The 17,121-nt window shown below is 45.9% G+C and carries 15 protein-coding genes; 7 read left to right on the forward strand and 8 right to left on the reverse strand.

Going from position 1 to position 17,121, the window contains the following annotated elements; all coding sequences use genetic code 11:
• Positions 1-321, reverse strand: a complete 321-nt coding sequence (locus OL444_RS08930) for a hypothetical protein (protein WP_264733562.1) — start codon at positions 319-321, stop codon at positions 1-3.
• A 95-nt stretch (positions 322-416) separates the two neighbouring features.
• Here OL444_RS08930 and OL444_RS08935 point away from each other — a divergent pair, with 95 nt between their 5' ends.
• Positions 417-1,064, forward strand: coding sequence for an HD domain-containing protein (locus OL444_RS08935; protein WP_264733561.1), 648 nt, complete (start codon positions 417-419; stop codon positions 1,062-1,064).
• A 100-nt stretch (positions 1,065-1,164) separates the two neighbouring features.
• Here OL444_RS08935 and OL444_RS08940 read toward each other — a convergent pair whose 3' ends face one another.
• Complete coding sequence (locus OL444_RS08940) at positions 1,165-1,689, reverse strand: acyl-CoA thioesterase (RefSeq protein WP_264733560.1); 525 nt, start codon at positions 1,687-1,689, stop codon at positions 1,165-1,167.
• 334 nt (positions 1,690-2,023) lie between these two features.
• On the opposite strand from OL444_RS08940, the gene pyrG reads away from it, so the two are divergent.
• The 3 genes from pyrG (at position 2,024) to OL444_RS08955 (ending at position 6,710) form a co-directional block, all read left to right on the forward strand.
• The gene (pyrG, locus tag OL444_RS08945) at positions 2,024-3,673 is read left to right on the forward strand and encodes a CTP synthase (protein ID WP_264733559.1); all 1,650 of its coding nucleotides are present in this window, start codon (positions 2,024-2,026) and stop codon (positions 3,671-3,673) included.
• A gap of 176 nt (positions 3,674-3,849) precedes the next feature.
• Positions 3,850-5,691 carry a membrane protein insertase YidC gene (gene yidC, locus OL444_RS08950; RefSeq protein WP_264733558.1) on the forward strand — a complete coding sequence of 614 codons (1,842 nt, stop codon included), beginning with the start codon at positions 3,850-3,852 and terminating at the stop codon, positions 5,689-5,691.
• Positions 5,692-5,774: 83 nt separating this feature from the next.
• Positions 5,775-6,710 carry a M28 family peptidase gene (locus OL444_RS08955; protein WP_264733557.1) on the forward strand — a complete coding sequence of 312 codons (936 nt, stop codon included), beginning with the start codon at positions 5,775-5,777 and terminating at the stop codon, positions 6,708-6,710.
• On the opposite strand, the gene OL444_RS08960 is transcribed toward OL444_RS08955, so the two are convergent.
• The 5 genes from OL444_RS08960 to OL444_RS08980 all read right to left on the reverse strand — a co-directional run bounded on the left by OL444_RS08960 (position 6,707) and on the right by OL444_RS08980 (position 8,894).
• Positions 6,707-7,327 carry a SprT-like domain-containing protein gene (locus OL444_RS08960; protein WP_264733556.1) on the reverse strand — a complete coding sequence of 207 codons (621 nt, stop codon included), beginning with the start codon at positions 7,325-7,327 and terminating at the stop codon, positions 6,707-6,709. The genes OL444_RS08955 and OL444_RS08960 overlap by 4 nt on opposite strands.
• Positions 7,328-7,332: 5 nt before the next feature.
• Positions 7,333-7,719, reverse strand: a complete 387-nt coding sequence (locus OL444_RS08965; protein WP_264733555.1) for a hypothetical protein — start codon at positions 7,717-7,719, stop codon at positions 7,333-7,335.
• A complete protein-coding gene (locus OL444_RS31920) occupies positions 7,716-7,982 on the reverse strand; it encodes an AtpZ/AtpI family protein (RefSeq protein ID WP_371879030.1) in 267 nt (88 codons plus the stop codon). Before OL444_RS31920 ends, OL444_RS08965 begins: the two co-directional genes overlap by 4 nt.
• Positions 7,906-8,343: a bactofilin family protein gene (locus tag OL444_RS08975; RefSeq protein WP_264733553.1), complete on the reverse strand. Its 438-nt coding sequence runs from the start codon at positions 8,341-8,343 to the stop codon at positions 7,906-7,908. The genes OL444_RS31920 and OL444_RS08975 overlap by 77 nt, the downstream gene beginning before the upstream one ends.
• 146 nt (positions 8,344-8,489) lie before the next feature.
• On the reverse strand, positions 8,490-8,894 hold the full coding sequence (locus OL444_RS08980; RefSeq protein ID WP_264733552.1) for a hypothetical protein: 405 nt from the start codon (positions 8,892-8,894) through the stop codon (positions 8,490-8,492).
• A gap of 336 nt (positions 8,895-9,230) precedes the next feature.
• On the opposite strand from OL444_RS08980, the gene porW reads away from it, so the two are divergent.
• The gene (gene porW / locus OL444_RS08985; RefSeq protein WP_264752014.1) at positions 9,231-12,239 is read left to right on the forward strand and encodes a type IX secretion system periplasmic lipoprotein PorW/SprE; all 3,009 of its coding nucleotides are present in this window, start codon (positions 9,231-9,233) and stop codon (positions 12,237-12,239) included.
• Positions 12,240-12,467: 228 nt separating this feature from the next.
• Complete coding sequence (locus tag OL444_RS08990) at positions 12,468-14,876, forward strand: penicillin-binding protein 1A (protein ID WP_264733550.1); 2,409 nt, start codon at positions 12,468-12,470, stop codon at positions 14,874-14,876.
• A gap of 76 nt (positions 14,877-14,952) precedes the next feature.
• On the opposite strand, the gene sucC is transcribed toward OL444_RS08990, so the two are convergent.
• Positions 14,953-16,167 (reverse strand): ADP-forming succinate--CoA ligase subunit beta, encoded by a 1,215-nt coding sequence (gene sucC, locus OL444_RS08995; RefSeq protein ID WP_264733549.1) that lies wholly within the window; start codon positions 16,165-16,167, stop codon positions 14,953-14,955.
• 126 nt (positions 16,168-16,293) lie between these two features.
• Here sucC and OL444_RS09000 point away from each other — a divergent pair, with 126 nt between their 5' ends.
• Entirely contained in the window at positions 16,294-17,115 is an 822-nt protein-coding gene (locus tag OL444_RS09000) for a purine-nucleoside phosphorylase (protein ID WP_264733548.1), read from the forward strand.
• Positions 17,116-17,121: the final 6 nt, after the last annotated feature.

A 17,121-nucleotide genomic window follows, 5' to 3' on the forward strand; every position in this document is an offset into this window, starting at 1 on the left:
TTACCAGTTAACCGGTTCGAAGGAGGAAAATATTTCCTGAAACTCAGGCACATGTGCGGGGGCAATATAATTGCAGGCCGTCTGAAACTTATCCCACAGTTCCTTTACAATATCATTATCCCGGGCTGCTACTATTGAGTCGGCGGATTTCCATTCAAAAATTTCGATCAGGGTACCGTCTTTTGCCCGCAGAATCAAGGGTGTTCTTTCGGTGGCCAGGCCTTCTCCCCTTAAAATAGGTACATGCGCACTAACCAGTTGGTTCAACAATTCTTCCTGTCCGCTTTTAGGCTGGTATGCTACCATTACAACAACTCCCATAACTTAATTTTTAATGGTGAAAGATCATATCCGCGGGAGCTGTCACAAATAACATACCCATCTGTATCTTTACGTTTTGCAACAGATTATAGTATATGCAACAGATAATAGATCAAACAGTAGCTTTTGTAAAACAGGAATTGGCCGGTGCGGAAGGCGGGCACGATTGGTGGCATATTTATCGGGTATGGCAGCTGGCCAGACATATTGCCGCAACGGAAACGGTCAACCTGCTGGTGGTAGAACTGGGCGCCTTACTGCATGATATTGCAGATGCCAAGTTCCATAACGGTGATGAAAATATTGGCCCGGCCAAAGCCACGGCATTTCTGGAATCCCTGTCTGTACAGCCGGAAATCATTGCCCATGTGGAAAATATCATCCGCCATATTTCTTTCAAGGGGGGTAATCACGAACGGGTATTTTATTCTGCCGAACTGGGCGTGGTACAGGATGCTGACCGGCTGGACGCTATCGGCGCCATTGGTATTGCCAGGGCATTCAATTATGGTGGATTCCGCAACCGGGCCTTGCATGATCCGGCGGTGACACCCAATCTGCAGATGACCAGGGAGGAGTATAAAAAGAATACTGCTCCTACGATTACCCATTTCTATGAGAAATTGCTATTGCTGAAAGACAGGATGAATACGGATACGGGGAAAACGCTGGCAGCAGAAAGGCATGCGTTTATGGAATTGTTCCTCGAACGTTTTTATCAGGAGTGGGAAGGCGTATTGTAAGGGCAGCTGGAAAGATATCATTTGTTATTTAGACATTTTGTTGGCCGGCATACCGGCAATAAAATATCTAAATAACAAAATATCTCTATATGAAAGATCCTTAAACTTTTTCTATAAACAGTGCTTTCAGCTCTTCTGCGTCCTGCGGTTTCATTTTACCACCCAGGATGAGGCGAAGCTGGCGGCGGCGTAATGCCCCTTCATATAATCTGATTTCTTCCTCTGTATCCGGAATGATGGCCGGTACAGGACGGGAATTACCGTTGGGGTCCAGTGCCACAAAGGTCATGAAGGCTTCATTGGATTTATAGCGATACTGTTGTACCGGATCTTCTCCCCAAACCCGCATGTGTACTTCCATGGAAGTGTTAAAGGCCCTGCTCACCTTGGATTCAATGTGCACCACATTACCCAGCTTAATGGGATTTTCGAACGAGATATTATCTACGGATGCAGTGACCACCGGGGCGCTGCAGTGTTTCATACAGGCCAGTGCGGCTGCAATGTCCATCCAATACATGAGACGGCCTCCCATCAGGTTTCCGAAAGTATTGGTATCATTCGGCAGAACCAGTTCGGTCATCTGTATCAGTGAGTCTTGTGCTCTCTTAGGCGTTAAAGTCATCTTTTATGTATTTCGGACGCAAATTTACAGTTTATATATTTAAAGACTGGCAGCAATTGCAGGAAACCATCTGGTTGATAAAGGTTTTTAACAAATAATTTCACCCACTTGAAAAATCTTTAAAACGCCCTGTAGATCAATGATGAGAGCTGAACAGAATCCGTGAAAAATTAACAAACAAATAAACTCACTTTGTAAAAAACTTGGGAGCGAAGCAAATTTGTGTAACTTTGCATGACCTTCGGAAGTAGTTTACTTGATCGGTTTTACACCAAATGCAGTCCGGCACTTCCCCGATTATAGGTCAAGTACTTTTAGCAGAATTTTAGTTTTTATGGCAAAATATATCTTCGTTACGGGAGGTGTTACTTCCTCTTTGGGTAAAGGAATTATAGCTGCTTCGTTAGCAAAATTATTGCAGGCGCGTGGCTTTAGAGTGACTATTCAGAAGTTTGATCCATATATCAATGTGGATCCGGGAACGTTAAACCCTTATGAGCACGGGGAATGTTTCGTAACAGAAGATGGCGCTGAAACAGATCTGGATCTGGGACACTATGAGCGTTTCCTGAATACGCCTACGTCTCAGGCCAACAACGTTACTACTGGTCGTATCTATCAAACTGTTATCAACAAGGAAAGAGAAGGAGCTTACCTCGGTAAAACCGTTCAGGTAATTCCTCACATCACAGATGAAATCAAACGTCGTATCCTGTTACTGGGAAAAGATGGTAAATATGATATCGTGATTACGGAGCTGGGTGGTACTGTGGGCGACATCGAATCCCTGCCTTATATTGAGGCGGTTCGTCAGTTACAATGGGAATTAGGAGAAGAAGATTGTCTGGTGGTACACCTGACGCTCATTCCGTACCTGCGTGCGGCTAAGGAGCTGAAAACCAAACCAACACAACACTCCGTTCGCCTGTTAAGTGAATATGGCGTACATCCGGATATCATCGTGTGCCGTACAGAAGAACCAATGTACCGCGATCTGAAAAAGAAAATCGCCTTGTTCTGTAATGTGCAGGTAGATGCGGTGATTGAAGCGAATGACGTACCGACAATTTACGAGGTACCTTTGGAAATGATGCGCGAAAAACTGGATGTTTCTGTACTGAAAAGACTGAATCTGCCGGTGGAAAAAGAGCCTGAATTATCCAAATGGCGCGAATTCCTCGATAAATTGAAATATCCGAAAACAAAGGTTACCATCGGACTGATCGGTAAATATGTAGAGTTGCAGGATGCTTATAAATCTATCCTGGAATCATTTGTACATGCAGGTTCCCAGAATGAATGCAAAGTAGTGGTACAGAATATCCACTCAGAGCATATCACACCGGAAAATGTATGCGAGAAGCTGAAAAACCTCGATGGTTTACTGGTAGCGCCAGGTTTCGGCCACCGGGGTATCGAAGGTAAAATCACCGCTATCCAGTATGCCCGTGAAAACAGCCTGCCATTCTTTGGTATCTGTTTAGGTATGCAGATGAGCGTGGTGGAATATGCCCGTAACGTACTCGGCTGGAAAGATGCACACTCCGTGGAAATGAATCCGGATACAGCTCATCCGGTGATCAACCTCATGGAAGAACAGAAGAAAATCACTGCCAAAGGTGGTACAATGCGCCTGGGTGCTTATGCCTGCGACTTGCTGCCAGGTTCCAAAGCAGCTGAAATATATGGTGCCACCTCCATCAGCGAAAGACACCGTCACCGTTACGAATTCAATAACGATTACCTGCAACAGTTTGAAGAAGCAGGTATGGTCCTGTCCGGCAGAAACCCGGAAAGCGGCCTTGTGGAAATGGTGGAATTACCTGCACATCCGTTCTTCGTGGGCTCTCAGTTCCATCCTGAACTGAAAAGCACCGTGGAAAGACCGGCGCCAATCTTTGTCTCCTTCATTAAGGCGGCTAAGCAATATGCAGAAAGCAAAAACGGTAAAACAAAGGTTTCTGAAGAGAAACTGGCGCAATAATTACCGTTTATAAAAAATATAGGTTACGCATTGTATATCAGATAATAGTGGATGAGATTCACTTACATCTGTTAAACAATGCGTAATTCTTTATAGTTAATCCCTAATTCATTAAAAAGGCTCTTCAATTCGTAAAATCCTGCTTACCTTTGCTGCCTAAATTTTAATTGCATTTCATGGATAGAAATTCGGTCATTGGGTTTTTACTGTTAGGCGTGTTGCTGGTAGGATATATTTTCTTCAACCAGAAACAGCAGGTAAGTGCCTCTAAGGAGAAAGCCCGGCAAGATTCCATCGCAGCGCTTAATCAGCCTAAAACACCTATTACAGATACCGCCGCTTTCCCTGCCGGCAGCCAACCCGATTCTGCACACCAGGCACTGCTCTCCGGAGAATTCGGCGCCTTTGCTGCTGCAGCTACCGGTGCGGTACAAACCACTGTAGTGGAAAACGACGTGGTGAAAATCACCTTCTCCAATAAAGGTGGGCAACCAGCCAACATACAGCTGAAAGCTTATAAAAACTACGATGGCGGCCCGTTAATGTTGCAGCAAAGCTCATTTAACCGTTTATCTGTAGAGGTACCGGCCAGTGTGAATAAAATGCTGAACAGTGCGGATCTGTTCTTTACCGCCGGACAGGTACAACAACTGGCCAACGGTGCACAATCCATCACTTATCGTCTCAACAGCAGCAACCCTGCTGCTTACCTCGAATTCAGCTACACCCTGAAACCAGGTAGCTATATCGTGGACTATAACATCCATGCCGTAGGCTTCCAGGGCATATTGCCAGGTAACCAGCAATACCTGAGCTTACAGTGGAATAGCCAGAATGATAAACAGGAACATGATATGCAGAATGAGCGCCTGAACAACCAGGTGCACTACATGTATACCAACGATAAACACGATTACTTCACCCTGGAGCGTTCCAGCCACGAAAAACTGGACAACAAACTGAAATGGGTGAGTGTAAAACAACAGTTCTTCAATACCACTCTGATCGCGAAAAATGGCGAATTCAGTAACGCGGATATCAATACCAAAGTACCGCAAAGTGCCAATATCGTAGGACAAACATTCACTACCCTGCAGATTCCTTACAACAGGGCGAATGACTTCTCCTTCCCGATCGAAATTTATTATGGTCCGAACCATTATAAAACACTGAAATCATTTGATCTCGGTCTGCAAAAGATCATTCCGCTGGGTTCCGGCATCTTCGCTTTTGTTAAGTATGTAAACATCTGGATCATCATCCCGGTATTTAACTTCCTGAGCGGATTTATTGGCAACTATGGCCTGATCATCATTCTGCTGACCATCTTTATCCGTTTGCTGATTGCACCTTTCACTTACCAGAGCTATGTGTCTCAGGCGAAGATGAAAGTGCTGAAACCGGAAATCGATGCCCTGAAAGCAAAACATGGCGAAGATCAGCAGACCTTCGGTGTAGAGCAGATGAAATTATTCAAGACAGCAGGAGTAAACCCGCTGGGTGGATGTTTACCGGCATTGCTGCAGTTACCGATTCTGGTAGCGATGTACAGCTTCTTCCCTTCCTCTATTGAGCTGCGTCAGGAAAGTTTCCTGTGGGCAAAAGATCTCTCTTCCTACGATTCTATCGTGAACCTGCCATTTAATATACCTTTCTATGGCGATCACGTGAGTCTGTTTACCATCCTGATGACCATCACCAGCTTAATCCTGGCGTTCTACAACCGTGGTATGACAGATCAAAGCAATCCGGTAATGAAGTACATGCCTTATATGATGCCAATCGTATTATTGGGTATCTTCAACCGCCTGGCTGCTGCGTTGACTTTCTACTACTTCCTGTCCAACGTGATCAGTATCCTGTTGCAATGGGTACTCCAGACTTTTATCATCAACCACGATAAAATTCATGCACAGATCCAGGAGAACAAAAAGAAACCGGTGAGCAAATCCAAATGGCAGGAAAAGCTGGAGGATATGCAGAAGCGGCAGCAGGATATCCAACAAAAGAAAAAATAGGATTAATACAATCTGAACAATTCAAACATAATTTTTAGCAGCAGGCTTCCCCATCGGGAAGCCTGCGCTATTTTTGGAAGGATATGAAAAAAAGCTTGTTATTATTGATCTGCGCAGGAGGCCTCTATGCCGGCGCCCGCGCACAGGATACCATTCCGGATGCCGGACGTATTCAGCGGACAGTGAACTACCTGGCTTCCGATAAACTCAAAGGAAGAGGTACCGCAGAAAAGGGAGGCATTAAAGCCAGCAACTACGTGGCGCGCCAATTCAAAAAACTGGGCCTGAAACCGGTACACGGCAATAGTTACTTTCAGGAGTTTATTTTTGATAAACAGGCCCATAAGGATATTCCCAGCCGGAACGTCATCGGATTACTGGATAACGGTGCTGCCCGTACGATTATCATCGGCGCTCATTACGATCACCTGGGTACAGCTGTCCTCTTTGATGGCAAATACCCGATTGGTCAGATTCACAACGGGGCAGATGACAATGCTTCCGGCGTAGCCGGTTTGCTGGAACTGGCCCGGCACTATGTGTATAATCACACCAAAGAGTCTTTCAACTTCCTGTTTATCGCTTTTGGTGGGGAAGAGCTGGGACTGCAGGGCTCCAAGTACTACACGGCGCATCCGCTGATGCCGTTGGATAGTGCACACTTTATGCTGAACATGGATATGATCGGAAGATATAATCCGGAAAGAGGACTGGGTATTGGTGGTTTTGGCAGTGCTGCAGAATGGCCCGCCGTATTCAAGGATGTACAGCAACCAGGTATCCGGTTCTTCACAGATGCTGCCGGGAAAGGCGCTTCTGACCATCATAATTTTTATATGCACAACGTGCCGGTGTTGTTTTTCCATACCGGTGGGCACGACGACTATCATAAGCCTACCGATGATGCGCCTAAGTTACAGGCCGTAGCAGAAGCAGGTATTCTGCAGCTGGGCATACAATTGATCAATAAGGTGATGACTTTTCCGGAGTTGCATTATACCGGCGAGCAAAAGAACTAGCTGATAAGTTCTACTTCATAAACAGGACTGAACAGATAAAGACGGTGAGACGCTACTTCTTCACAGCGGTAGCGTTTCCGTACTTTTTCTCCTTTCCGGAAAATCCGGCCGTCCTTTATTTTGAACTGGCCATTCAGGGGAACCTGTTCTACCAGCACATGATTTTCCTTTTTACGGTCATAGTTTTTTAATACCCGCATCAGATCTTCGTCTGCGCAGGAGCTGGCGGCAGGGTTCAGCATACTTTGCCGCACGGCCAGTTCTACGTCTGGCGGCAACAGGTTTTTACCCACGAAGCCCCGCAGGATAAACGAAAATTCCTGTTTCCATTCTTTTCCGTGCGCAGCCACCCGGTTGGCGTATTTATTAAAAGTAGTCAGGTGTGCAATTTCGTGCAGCAGGGTAAGTAGAAAGGAGTACTTATTCAGGGACCCGTTGATACTGATACGGTGCCCTTTGCCCTGACCGTCCGGATGCCGGTAGTCGCCGAGGATGCTTTGCCGCTCCTTGGTAATAGTAAGATGCACCTTATAGGTGGAAACGTATTCCATGACCTGCCCGAAGGTTCCTTCGGGTAAATAGGACGCTAATGCATTTAATGGCGCCTCTTTCTTCACGCAGTTTATTTTTTAAGCCTGGTGAGCCGGAACAGGCTCAGTGTTTCAAATACAGTATATACCAGGTATAGGAACAACAGCATAAAAATAGTCAGTTTGCTGACATTGGGCCGGTAAATCAGGACATAGGTAGCAATACCGGCTACGCAGAGCATTAATTTGCTCAGGGTAGAGCCGTAGACGGCCCGGATAAAAGCATTGTGGTTGGAGGAGGCGAGCCCTCTGCGGCTCATCAGGTAAGAAACCAGGGATATAATAGCCAACGCCAGGTTACCGATCATCAGTACATAAATATGTGCACCGATGTCCAGTAACCTGGGTTTGAATATTATGATAAGTCCGTTTAAAATTCCAAAAAGGGAAAATAATCTGATGGTAAATCTATCACTCATTGCCGTCGGGTATCTTTTATAATTTGCCACAAAAGTATGGCTAAACCCAGTAAAGAAAAAATGATCAGGAACACAGGGAACCGCCAGCCCATTTTCTGGTCCAGTTTGTACCCTGCAAACACTGCCAATCCCAATGTGGCCATCATCTGGAAGGCCAGCCCGGCGTAACGTAACAGTGGATTGCGATTATTTTGCTTCCTGGAGGGCGGCTTTTCCATTTTTCTGATTTTCTGCCGGTTGTTGCTGTTGCTGCTGCTGGCCATCCATGTAACAACGACCGTTAAACTTGGCGGTAGGCTCCATCTCGAAGTGAGCGGTATACACATCGCCTTTTACCAGTGCGTTGCCTTTCAGGAACAGCAGGTCATCTACTTTAATAATACCGGTTACTTTTCCCAGGATATCCGCGCTCTGACATACCAGGTCGCCAATGATATCACCTTCTGGTCCTACAACGATTTTTGCTTTGGTCGATACCAGCCCTGTTACCTGGCCATCGATACGGATATCGCCTTCACATACGATATCTCCCTGAATAGTGGTTCCGTTCCCTATAATATTAATAGTGGACGTAGGTAACAGCGATTTGTTGTCACCTTTTGATTTCTGATTGTTATTAAACATAGGTTTTCAGGTTTTTCAAGTTTAGTGATGTAAAATAAATAAAATATGTAATTATTTTGAGATTTAATAAACGGGACGTTTATTAAAGACACCATTTCCCCGAATCTGATTCGCGGTAAATGTAAACATCAGTGAATCGAAAATGTTTAATAGGTGCTGTTGTCTACCTTGGGAACCTTCAACATAGTGGTATCCAGTTTCCCTGTAAATTCCCCGTTGATGACCTGTTTGATGTTTTTCAGGTACTGATCACGCGCATTGATGGCTGTTTCCAGTGAGTCTGCGCGCATTTTAAGATGGATAAATTCCTTGCGTTGTTTCAAATCACCATAACCGGGTATGTAATAGCGTAAAGGCGTGAATACCACCGTTGCCACCGTAATGGCCACCAGTAATACAAACAGGGTACTTAAAGCGATGTACACACTCATCCTGGACAGTTTAAACGACGTCACTTCTTCATAGGTATCATCATTCATAATTACCAGGCGGTATTTATGTTTGAGTTTTTCCAGGTTTCTCTTATTGTTTTTGTTCCCCTTCTTAGCCATGTTGCGGTTATGCTTATAGAAATATTCTTTTTCTGGCGGCTAAAGTTAATCATTATTGTAAAATTGGCGCAGTGTTTTGTTGTTTATACGCCGGAAGAAGAGTTATTCTCTGAAAATCAGTAGATTAAAAAAAATATTTCCCGAACGGAAATAAAGATGGTTATCTGCAATAGAACGATGTTATCAACTATTTTATGCTATCTTTAAAATATTTTTCTGAACTATAAGTTATATATATTTAGCCTATACACCCTGGCATCCATGAATTGCATTAAACTGCTACTTAAATATCTGGTACTTGTCTTTATTTCGCTTTGCCTGGGAATACCGGCTCTTTTGGCACAGCATACGCCCCAAAGGAAGCCGCAGCAACCAACATCGCAGGAGCAAACCCCAGACAATGCGCCCCGCAAGTTATTTAACAAGCCACTCATCAAGCCCCGTGAGTCGCGTGTGCAGGACCGTCGTCCGCCTTCTGAAATCATGCTGGAAAAGAAACGCTGGAACTGGAAACGTAAGTTTTTTCAGAATATGGCCACCCGTTTTAACTATTACTTCCATGCCAGAGTGAAGCTGGAAAGGGTAGTGGCTACGGTAAGCCGCGATGGGCAGGACAACTACAACGTATTACTGCCTTTTTATTCTGCCAGCCTGCAAAATCAGGGCTACAGCAAGAATGAGCTGGACTCCGTGATCGAAAAAACCAACATGGCCATCCAGCTGCACGACCCGAGAGGTAAGTGGATTGATGACTGTTTCCTGCTGATGGGCCGCGCCTACTTCTACGAAGGAGACCTGGATAATGCCAATAAGACCTTCCAATATATTAATATCACCTTTGCCCCTAAAAAGAAAACCGACTACAAAACGGTGATCGGGGCCAATGAACAGGATCAGTTCTCCATCGCTACCCGGGAAAAAAGAAAAGGCTTTTTCGGTCGTTTCAAACATAAATCTGCCCGTAACGACGCCTTCCTGTGGCGCGCAAAAACATTGCTCGAACAAAAGGAATACGACGAAGTACAGGCCCTGCTCAACATCCTGCATACCGATCCCAACTTCCCGCACCGCCTGGATGGCGGCCTGGCAGAAGTACGCGCCTACAGCAACTATGTACAGGGACGCTATGAAGAAACCATTGATCCCATGAAACTGGCTATTGCCAAAAGCCGGGATAAAGTGGCCAAAGCCAGGATGTCCTTTATACTGGGACAACTGTACGTCAGACAAAAACATGCAGATTCCGCCCTGACGCAGTTCAAAAAAGTAATCAGCCTGAAACCGGACCCCATGATGGATTTCCAGGCCAGGTTGCAGATTGCCAAAATGAATGTGCTCACTACCGGCAAGCTGGATGAAAGTATGGCGGTATTGCGGAAGATGATGAGAAAAGAACGCTTTTCCAGTTTCCGGGATGCTATTCTGTACACCATGGGAACGTTGCATTATCCCCAGGATCCTGCTGCTGCGCTCAACTATATGCAGCTGTCGCTCAAAGAACCCAGCAACAACCAGGTACAACGTACACTTACCTATAAAGGTATCGCTGATATCTATTATGATCAGCGTAGTTACCTGGATGCTAAAAAATATTACGACAGCACTGCCAGCGTGATGACAGCCGACTTCGTGGATGCGGCTACTGTGCAAACGCGTAAGGAAGTACTCACGGATGTAGCGGAAAAACTGGCGGTTATTCACCGCGAAGACAGTCTGCAGCGGATTGCCGGGATGTCGGAATCTGACCGTAACATCTTCCTTGAAAAGATGGCCGGTGCTCTCCGTGTTGCAGCGGCAGAAAAGAAAAAGGCAGAAGCCATGCAGGCCGCCAATCCCACGAACAACCCGGCTTTTGCTATGAATAATAACGGCGTCAATGCCTATTCTCCAAAAGAAGCCGCCGGTGATTGGTATTTCTATAATCCATCCAGTAAAGCGGCTGGTTTCTCGGAATTTAAACGCCGGTGGGGTACCCGTCAGGCTGTGGATAACTGGCGCCGGAGTCAGAATGGGGTGGTTAATGCTGCCAACAGCAATGCGCCTATCGAAATGCTCGACGCTCCTAAGGAAACGGCAGATAATCTGTCGCCGGATAGTATTACCGGTGCTAAACTGGCTGTAGGCTTACCGCTCAGCAAAGAAAGCTTTGCGCAGTCTGTCAAAAAGAACCAGGATGCCTGGTTCGATCTGGGTAAACTGTATCACGATAAACTGGATAATCGTTCCCTGGCCATAGAAACCTACGATACCCTGTTGCTGAAACATCCGGTACATCCGCGTAAGCCGGAAGTATTGTATTCGCTGTATATCTGGCACGGAAAGATGAATCATGGTGCGGAAGCAGCCCGGTATAAGGATCTGGTGCTGAATCAATATGGAAATACCAATTTTGCCGATATTATCCGCTCCGGTGGCCTCAATGATATTGACGTAGAGAAAAAGAAAGCTATTACCAACGCTTACAATGCGGCTTATACCGCTTTCCGTAACGGCGATTTTGCCGGTGCCATGGCCCAGAAAAAACAAGCAGATTCCACTTTCGGATTTAACTTCCTGCAGCCTAAATTTGACCTGCTGGAGGCCATGATCATTGTAAGAACAGATACGTTATATGCCAATGATACCCTGCAGCTTTCCCGTAAGGCAGTGGAGGGGGTGATTGCCAAATATCCGGCAGACAATGCGATTCGTGCCCAGGCCCAAACCTTGCTGGATGTGCTGAATCACAGAGGAGAGCTGGTAGATTACCTCGCCAAACTGGAATTGAAAAAATCAGCTGATGGCAGTTCTGTGGTAGATGAAAATATTTCTATGCGCTACCCCTGGCAAAACCCGCAACCAGTGCTGGCAGACAGGTTGAATGGCGCGAAAGCGGCTTCCGTGGATTCGGCAAAAATAAATACGGCCATTGCCGGTAAAACCCCGACGCCCATTGCTACTATTGCTCCTGTGAAGCCAATAACGCCTTATAAACTGAGTGCAGATAATCCTTTCTTTGTGGTATTGTCCTTCCAGCGGGTTTCCAAAGAGCTGATGGACGAAGGCCTGAATCAGTTTACCCGGTATAATGCTTCCAAACATGCCAATGATAAAATAGAAGTGGGCAGTTTTGTGCTGACACCAAACGATATTATGCTCATCTTCCGCCTTTTCCCCAATGAAGACAAGGCGCTGGCATATTTTGACGAGATCCGGGATGAAGCTTCCGTGAATATCATTCCCAGGATCCGGTCTACAGAGTATTCTTTCTTTGTGATCTCCAGGGATAACTTTATTTTATTAAACAGCACCAAAGACCTGACCGGCTACCGTAAATTTTTCGTAGATAACTATGTGACACAATAGAATGCAAACGGGCTGCTGCCGGAAAATATATCAGGTAAACTAAATATCTAAGCGCAGACATCATAAAATCTGTAAATTTTAAATAGCTTTGTTGGTCAAACCGCTTGGCAACCGGCTTGTTTATTGCTGTTACACAATATCTATTGAAAAAATATTTTATATAGCCAACATAGCAGGTTACCGCCCGTAAAAGCTGGTGGCGGGGCCTAAAAACAAATCATATAGCGCATGAAAAAATCGGTGAAAATATTGTGGCGTGTGGCGTTTGGCATTCTGGCATTTATTGTTCTCTTTGTATTACTCATTAATTTCCGGGTTATTGGCAACATGCCTTCTATGGAGGAGCTGGAGAATCCCCGTGCTGCCCTGGCTTCGGAAGTAATAGCTGATGATGGTACCATCCTGGGTAAATATTACCAGGTAGACCGTTCCAGCAGTGATTACAATGAGATCTCCAAAAATGTGATCAATGCCCTGATTGCAACAGAAGAAACCCGGTTTTATGATAACTCTGGTATTGATGCCAAAGGCACCATGGCCATTCCTTTTTATCTGCTGATCGGTAAAAAGCGTGGTTCCAGTACCATTACCCAACAGCTGGCCCTGAACCTGCAGGCCGATAACCTGGGTAAACAACGTTCCGGTAACCCGATAGGCCGGGCATTCCAGAAATTACAGGAATGGATCATTGCCGTAAAGCTGGAAAGGAATTTCACCAAACAGGAAATCCTTACACTGTACCTGAATACCGTAGCATTCGGAGATAACGTATATGGTATTGAAAATGGCGCACGTACTTTTTTCAGTAAAGATGCCGGCCATTTATCTATCGAAGAAGCGGCTATCCTGGTGGGGATGCTGAAAGGAAACACCATCTATAATCCCCGTCGTAACCCGCAACTGGCGCTGAACCGCCGCAATACGGTGATCGACAACATGGTGGAATCCGGATTTATTACCCCGGCAGAAGCAGCGAATGCCAAGAGCAAACCCATTGTACTGCACTATAATAAAATAGATCATAACAAAGGACTGGCGCCTTATTTCCGGGAAGTATTACGGGATGAGCTGAAAGGCTGGTGTAAAGAACATAAAAAAGCGGATGGTTCCGATTATAATCTGTACCGTGATGGCCTGAAAGTATATACCACTATCAATCCCCGGATGCAGCTGTATGCAGAAGAAGCCGTAGCCAAACATCTCCAGACGCTGCAGAAATTCCTGTCGGCCCAGGCAGATGTGAAAAGTGGCAATGTATGGAAGAAATGGCCTAAATACCTGGATAAATACATGAAAGAATCGGATCGTTACCGCGCCATGAAAGACGATGACGCCTCCGACTCCACGATTGCCCGGGCATTCAATACGCCTACCCGGATGAAAGTATTCTCCTGGAAAAGCAGCACCGAACCGGATCTGAATGAAGTAGATACTGTGATGACGCCAATGGATTCCATTAAGTATATGCGTGCCGTATTGCAGGCGGGCTTTATGGCCATGGACCCGGAAAGTGGTGAAGTAAAAGCCTGGGTGGGCGGACCGGATTTCCGTTATTTCAAAAACGATCACGTAGCCAAAACCCGTCGTCAGGTGGGTTCTACCTTTAAACCTTTCCTGTATTGCTTTGCCATCATGAATGGTATGTCTCCGAATACGGTATTGCCCAACGAGCCGGTAACCATTGGTAACTGGACCCTGACAAGGAACTCAGAAGGTAGCGTGGGCGGTAGTATTACTATGGCAGGTGCGCTGGCCCGGTCGCTGAACCTGGTATCGGCCTACCTGATCAAACAAATCGGCGCCAAAGCGTTTGCCGACTTTGCCCAAAACAAGATCGGCTTTGAAAGTGAAATATTGCCTTATCCTTCCATTGCGCTGGGTACCTCTGAGTTGTCGCTGTACGAAATGCTGCGCGCCTACACAATGTTCCCTGGACGAGGCATCAATACCAAACCTATTTATATTACCCGTATTGAAGACCGGAATGGTAATATCCTGGAAACATTCGCCCCTGTGAAGCGTGAGGTGATCAGTGAGAAAGAATCCTTTACCATGGTGAAAATGATGCAGGGCGTAATGCAGCCCGGCGGCACCGGTGCCCGTTCCCGCTCCCGTTACAATATGCAGGGAGAGATGGCGGGTAAAACCGGTACTACCAACGATAATACCGATGGCTGGTTTATTGGCTATACACCTAAACTGCTGGCAGGCGCCTGGGTAGGTTGTGAAAATAACTTTATCCACTTCAGCACTACTGCGATTGGTCAGGGGGCTAATACCGGCTTACCGATATGGGCTTACTTCATGCAGAAAGTATATGCGGATCCTACCCTGAAAGTTAGCACCAGTGATCATTTCCTGTCGCCAACCAATATGAGTGATGATGATGTACACCTGAACTATGAGTCCAATGTAAAACCGGGCGCAGAAGCAGAAAACGTAGGAAATGGCTCTGAAAGTGACTATGGCGATTATGGTAATGGCAATGGTAGTGAAAATGATTTCGCCAATCCGGGTGCAGACAAACCGGCTAATGATCCGGTAGTCAAACCAAAAGAGAAAGAGAAGGAAAAAGAAAAAGAAGATAATAAACCTGCTCCTCCGAAAGCCGTATATCCGCCTAAGAAAGGAGAATAATAACAGGTAAGCAGATAAAAAAATCCCCCCCCGCTACAGCGGGGGGGGATTTTTTTATATCAAAAGAGATGAATGATTAAGCGCTTACTGCTTTGTTAACCAGTGCAGCTGCTTCGCTGAGGAGGATGGCAGACTGTACTTTCAGGCCGCTGTCTTCAATCAGTTTTTTAGCTTCTGCAGCGTTGGTACCTTGTAAACGTACGATGATCGGTACGGTGATGTTACCGATAGACTGGTAGGCATCAATAACACCCTGTGCAACCCTGTCGCAACGAACAATACCACCGAAGATATTGATCAGGATAGCTTTTACTTTAGGATCTTTCAGGATGATACGGAAACCTGCTTCTACAGTCTGTGCGTTGGCAGTACCACCTACGTCCAGGAAGTTAGCTGGTTCACCGCCGCTCAGTTTGATCATGTCCATAGTAGCCATGGCCAGACCGGCACCGTTTACCATACAACCTACGTTACCGTCCAGTTTTACGAAGTTCAGGTTAAATTTGCTGGCTTCTACTTCTGTCGGATCTTCTTCTGTGATATCACGCAGTGCTTCCAGATCAGGATGACGCAGCAGGGCGTTGTCATCCAGGTTTACTTTCGCATCTACGGCAACGATTTTTTCATCGCTGGTTTTGAACAGTGGGTTGATTTCCAGCATGCTGCAATCCAGTCCTACGTAAGCGTTGTACAGGCTGGAAACGAATTTCACCATGTTTTTGAACGCCTCACCGCTTAAACCGAGGTTGAAAGCGATATTACGTGCCTGGAATGGCTGCAGGGGCATGTTTGGTTTTACCCACTCTTTGAATATTTTTTCTGGTGTGCTGTGTGCTACTTCTTCGATATCCATACCACCTTCTGTGGAGTACATGATCACGTTCTGGCTTTTAGCACGATCCAGCAGGATAGACAGGTAGAATTCTTTTACCGGGTTAGGACCTGGATAATAAACGTCCTGTGCTACCAGCACTTTGTTTACCAGTTTACCAGCATCGCCGGTCTGGATGGTAACCAGGGTGCCTCCCAGGATATTGCCTGCTATGGTTTTAACGTCTTCTGCATTTTTTCCAACTGCCACACCGCGCTGCTCTGTACCACGGATTTTACCCTTACCGCGTCCACCAGCATGGATTTGCGCCTTTACAACGGCAAATTCATTACCAAATTGCACTTTCAGTTGTTTGTAAGCCTCTGCGGCCGCTTCAGGCGTATCTACCGGGATACCTTCCTGTACCGGTACATTATATTTTTTCAACAGTTCTTTAGCCTGGTACTCGTGTAAGTTCATCGGAATAAAATTTGCCGCTAAAATAGGTCATTATGATTTAAATATAAAACTGCAGTCTTTTGTGAATTAAAAAATAACTTTGCGCGGGTTTGTTTAAAATCCGACTTTTAACCAATATATAAACAGATGAGTGAATTAACTGCGCAGATTACAGCAGCGGCTGAATTTATCAGAAAACACTGGCAAGACACACCGATAGCAGGTATTATATTAGGTAGCGGCCTGGGTAACCTGGCAAAAGATATTGAAAACAGCGTATCCATTCCATACAGCGATATTCCTCATTTTCCGGTATCTACAGTAGAAGGACATTCCGGCAAGCTGATTTTAGGGTATATGCAGGGTAAGCCTGTAGTAGCCATGGCAGGCCGTTTCCACTTTTATGAAGGCTTCTCCATGAAGCAGGTAACCTTCCCGGTGAGGGTCATGAAAGCTTTAGGAATACATACTTTATTTATTTCCAATGCCGCCGGCGGCATGAATCATGCTTTCCAGGTAGGTGACCTGATGGTGATCAAAGATCACATCAACCTGCAGCCGGAGCATCCTTTGCGGGGCAAAAATGAAGACGAACTGGGACCCCGTTTCCCGGATATGAGTGAGCCCTATGCCAAATCACTGATCGACGCAGCGTATAAAATTGCAGCTGATAACAATATATCTTTACATACAGGCGTATATGTAGGGGTGCAGGGACCCACCTTTGAAACCCGGGCGGAGTACAAATACATGCACATCATTGGCGGCGACGCCGTAGGTATGAGTACCGTACCGGAAGTAATTGTAGCAGCACATGCCGGTTTGAAAGTATTTGCCATGAGTGTGATTACCGACATCGGTATCCGGGAAGAAGAAAATGTGATCACCCATGAGGAAGTGCTGGAAGCAGCCCATGCAGCTGAACCCAAGCTTACGCTTATCTTTAGTGAATTAATCCGGCAACTATAAACGCAT

Source organism: Chitinophaga nivalis, from assembly GCF_025989125.1.
In the GTDB taxonomy this organism is placed as follows: Bacteria; Bacteroidota; Bacteroidia; order Chitinophagales; family Chitinophagaceae; genus Chitinophaga; species Chitinophaga nivalis.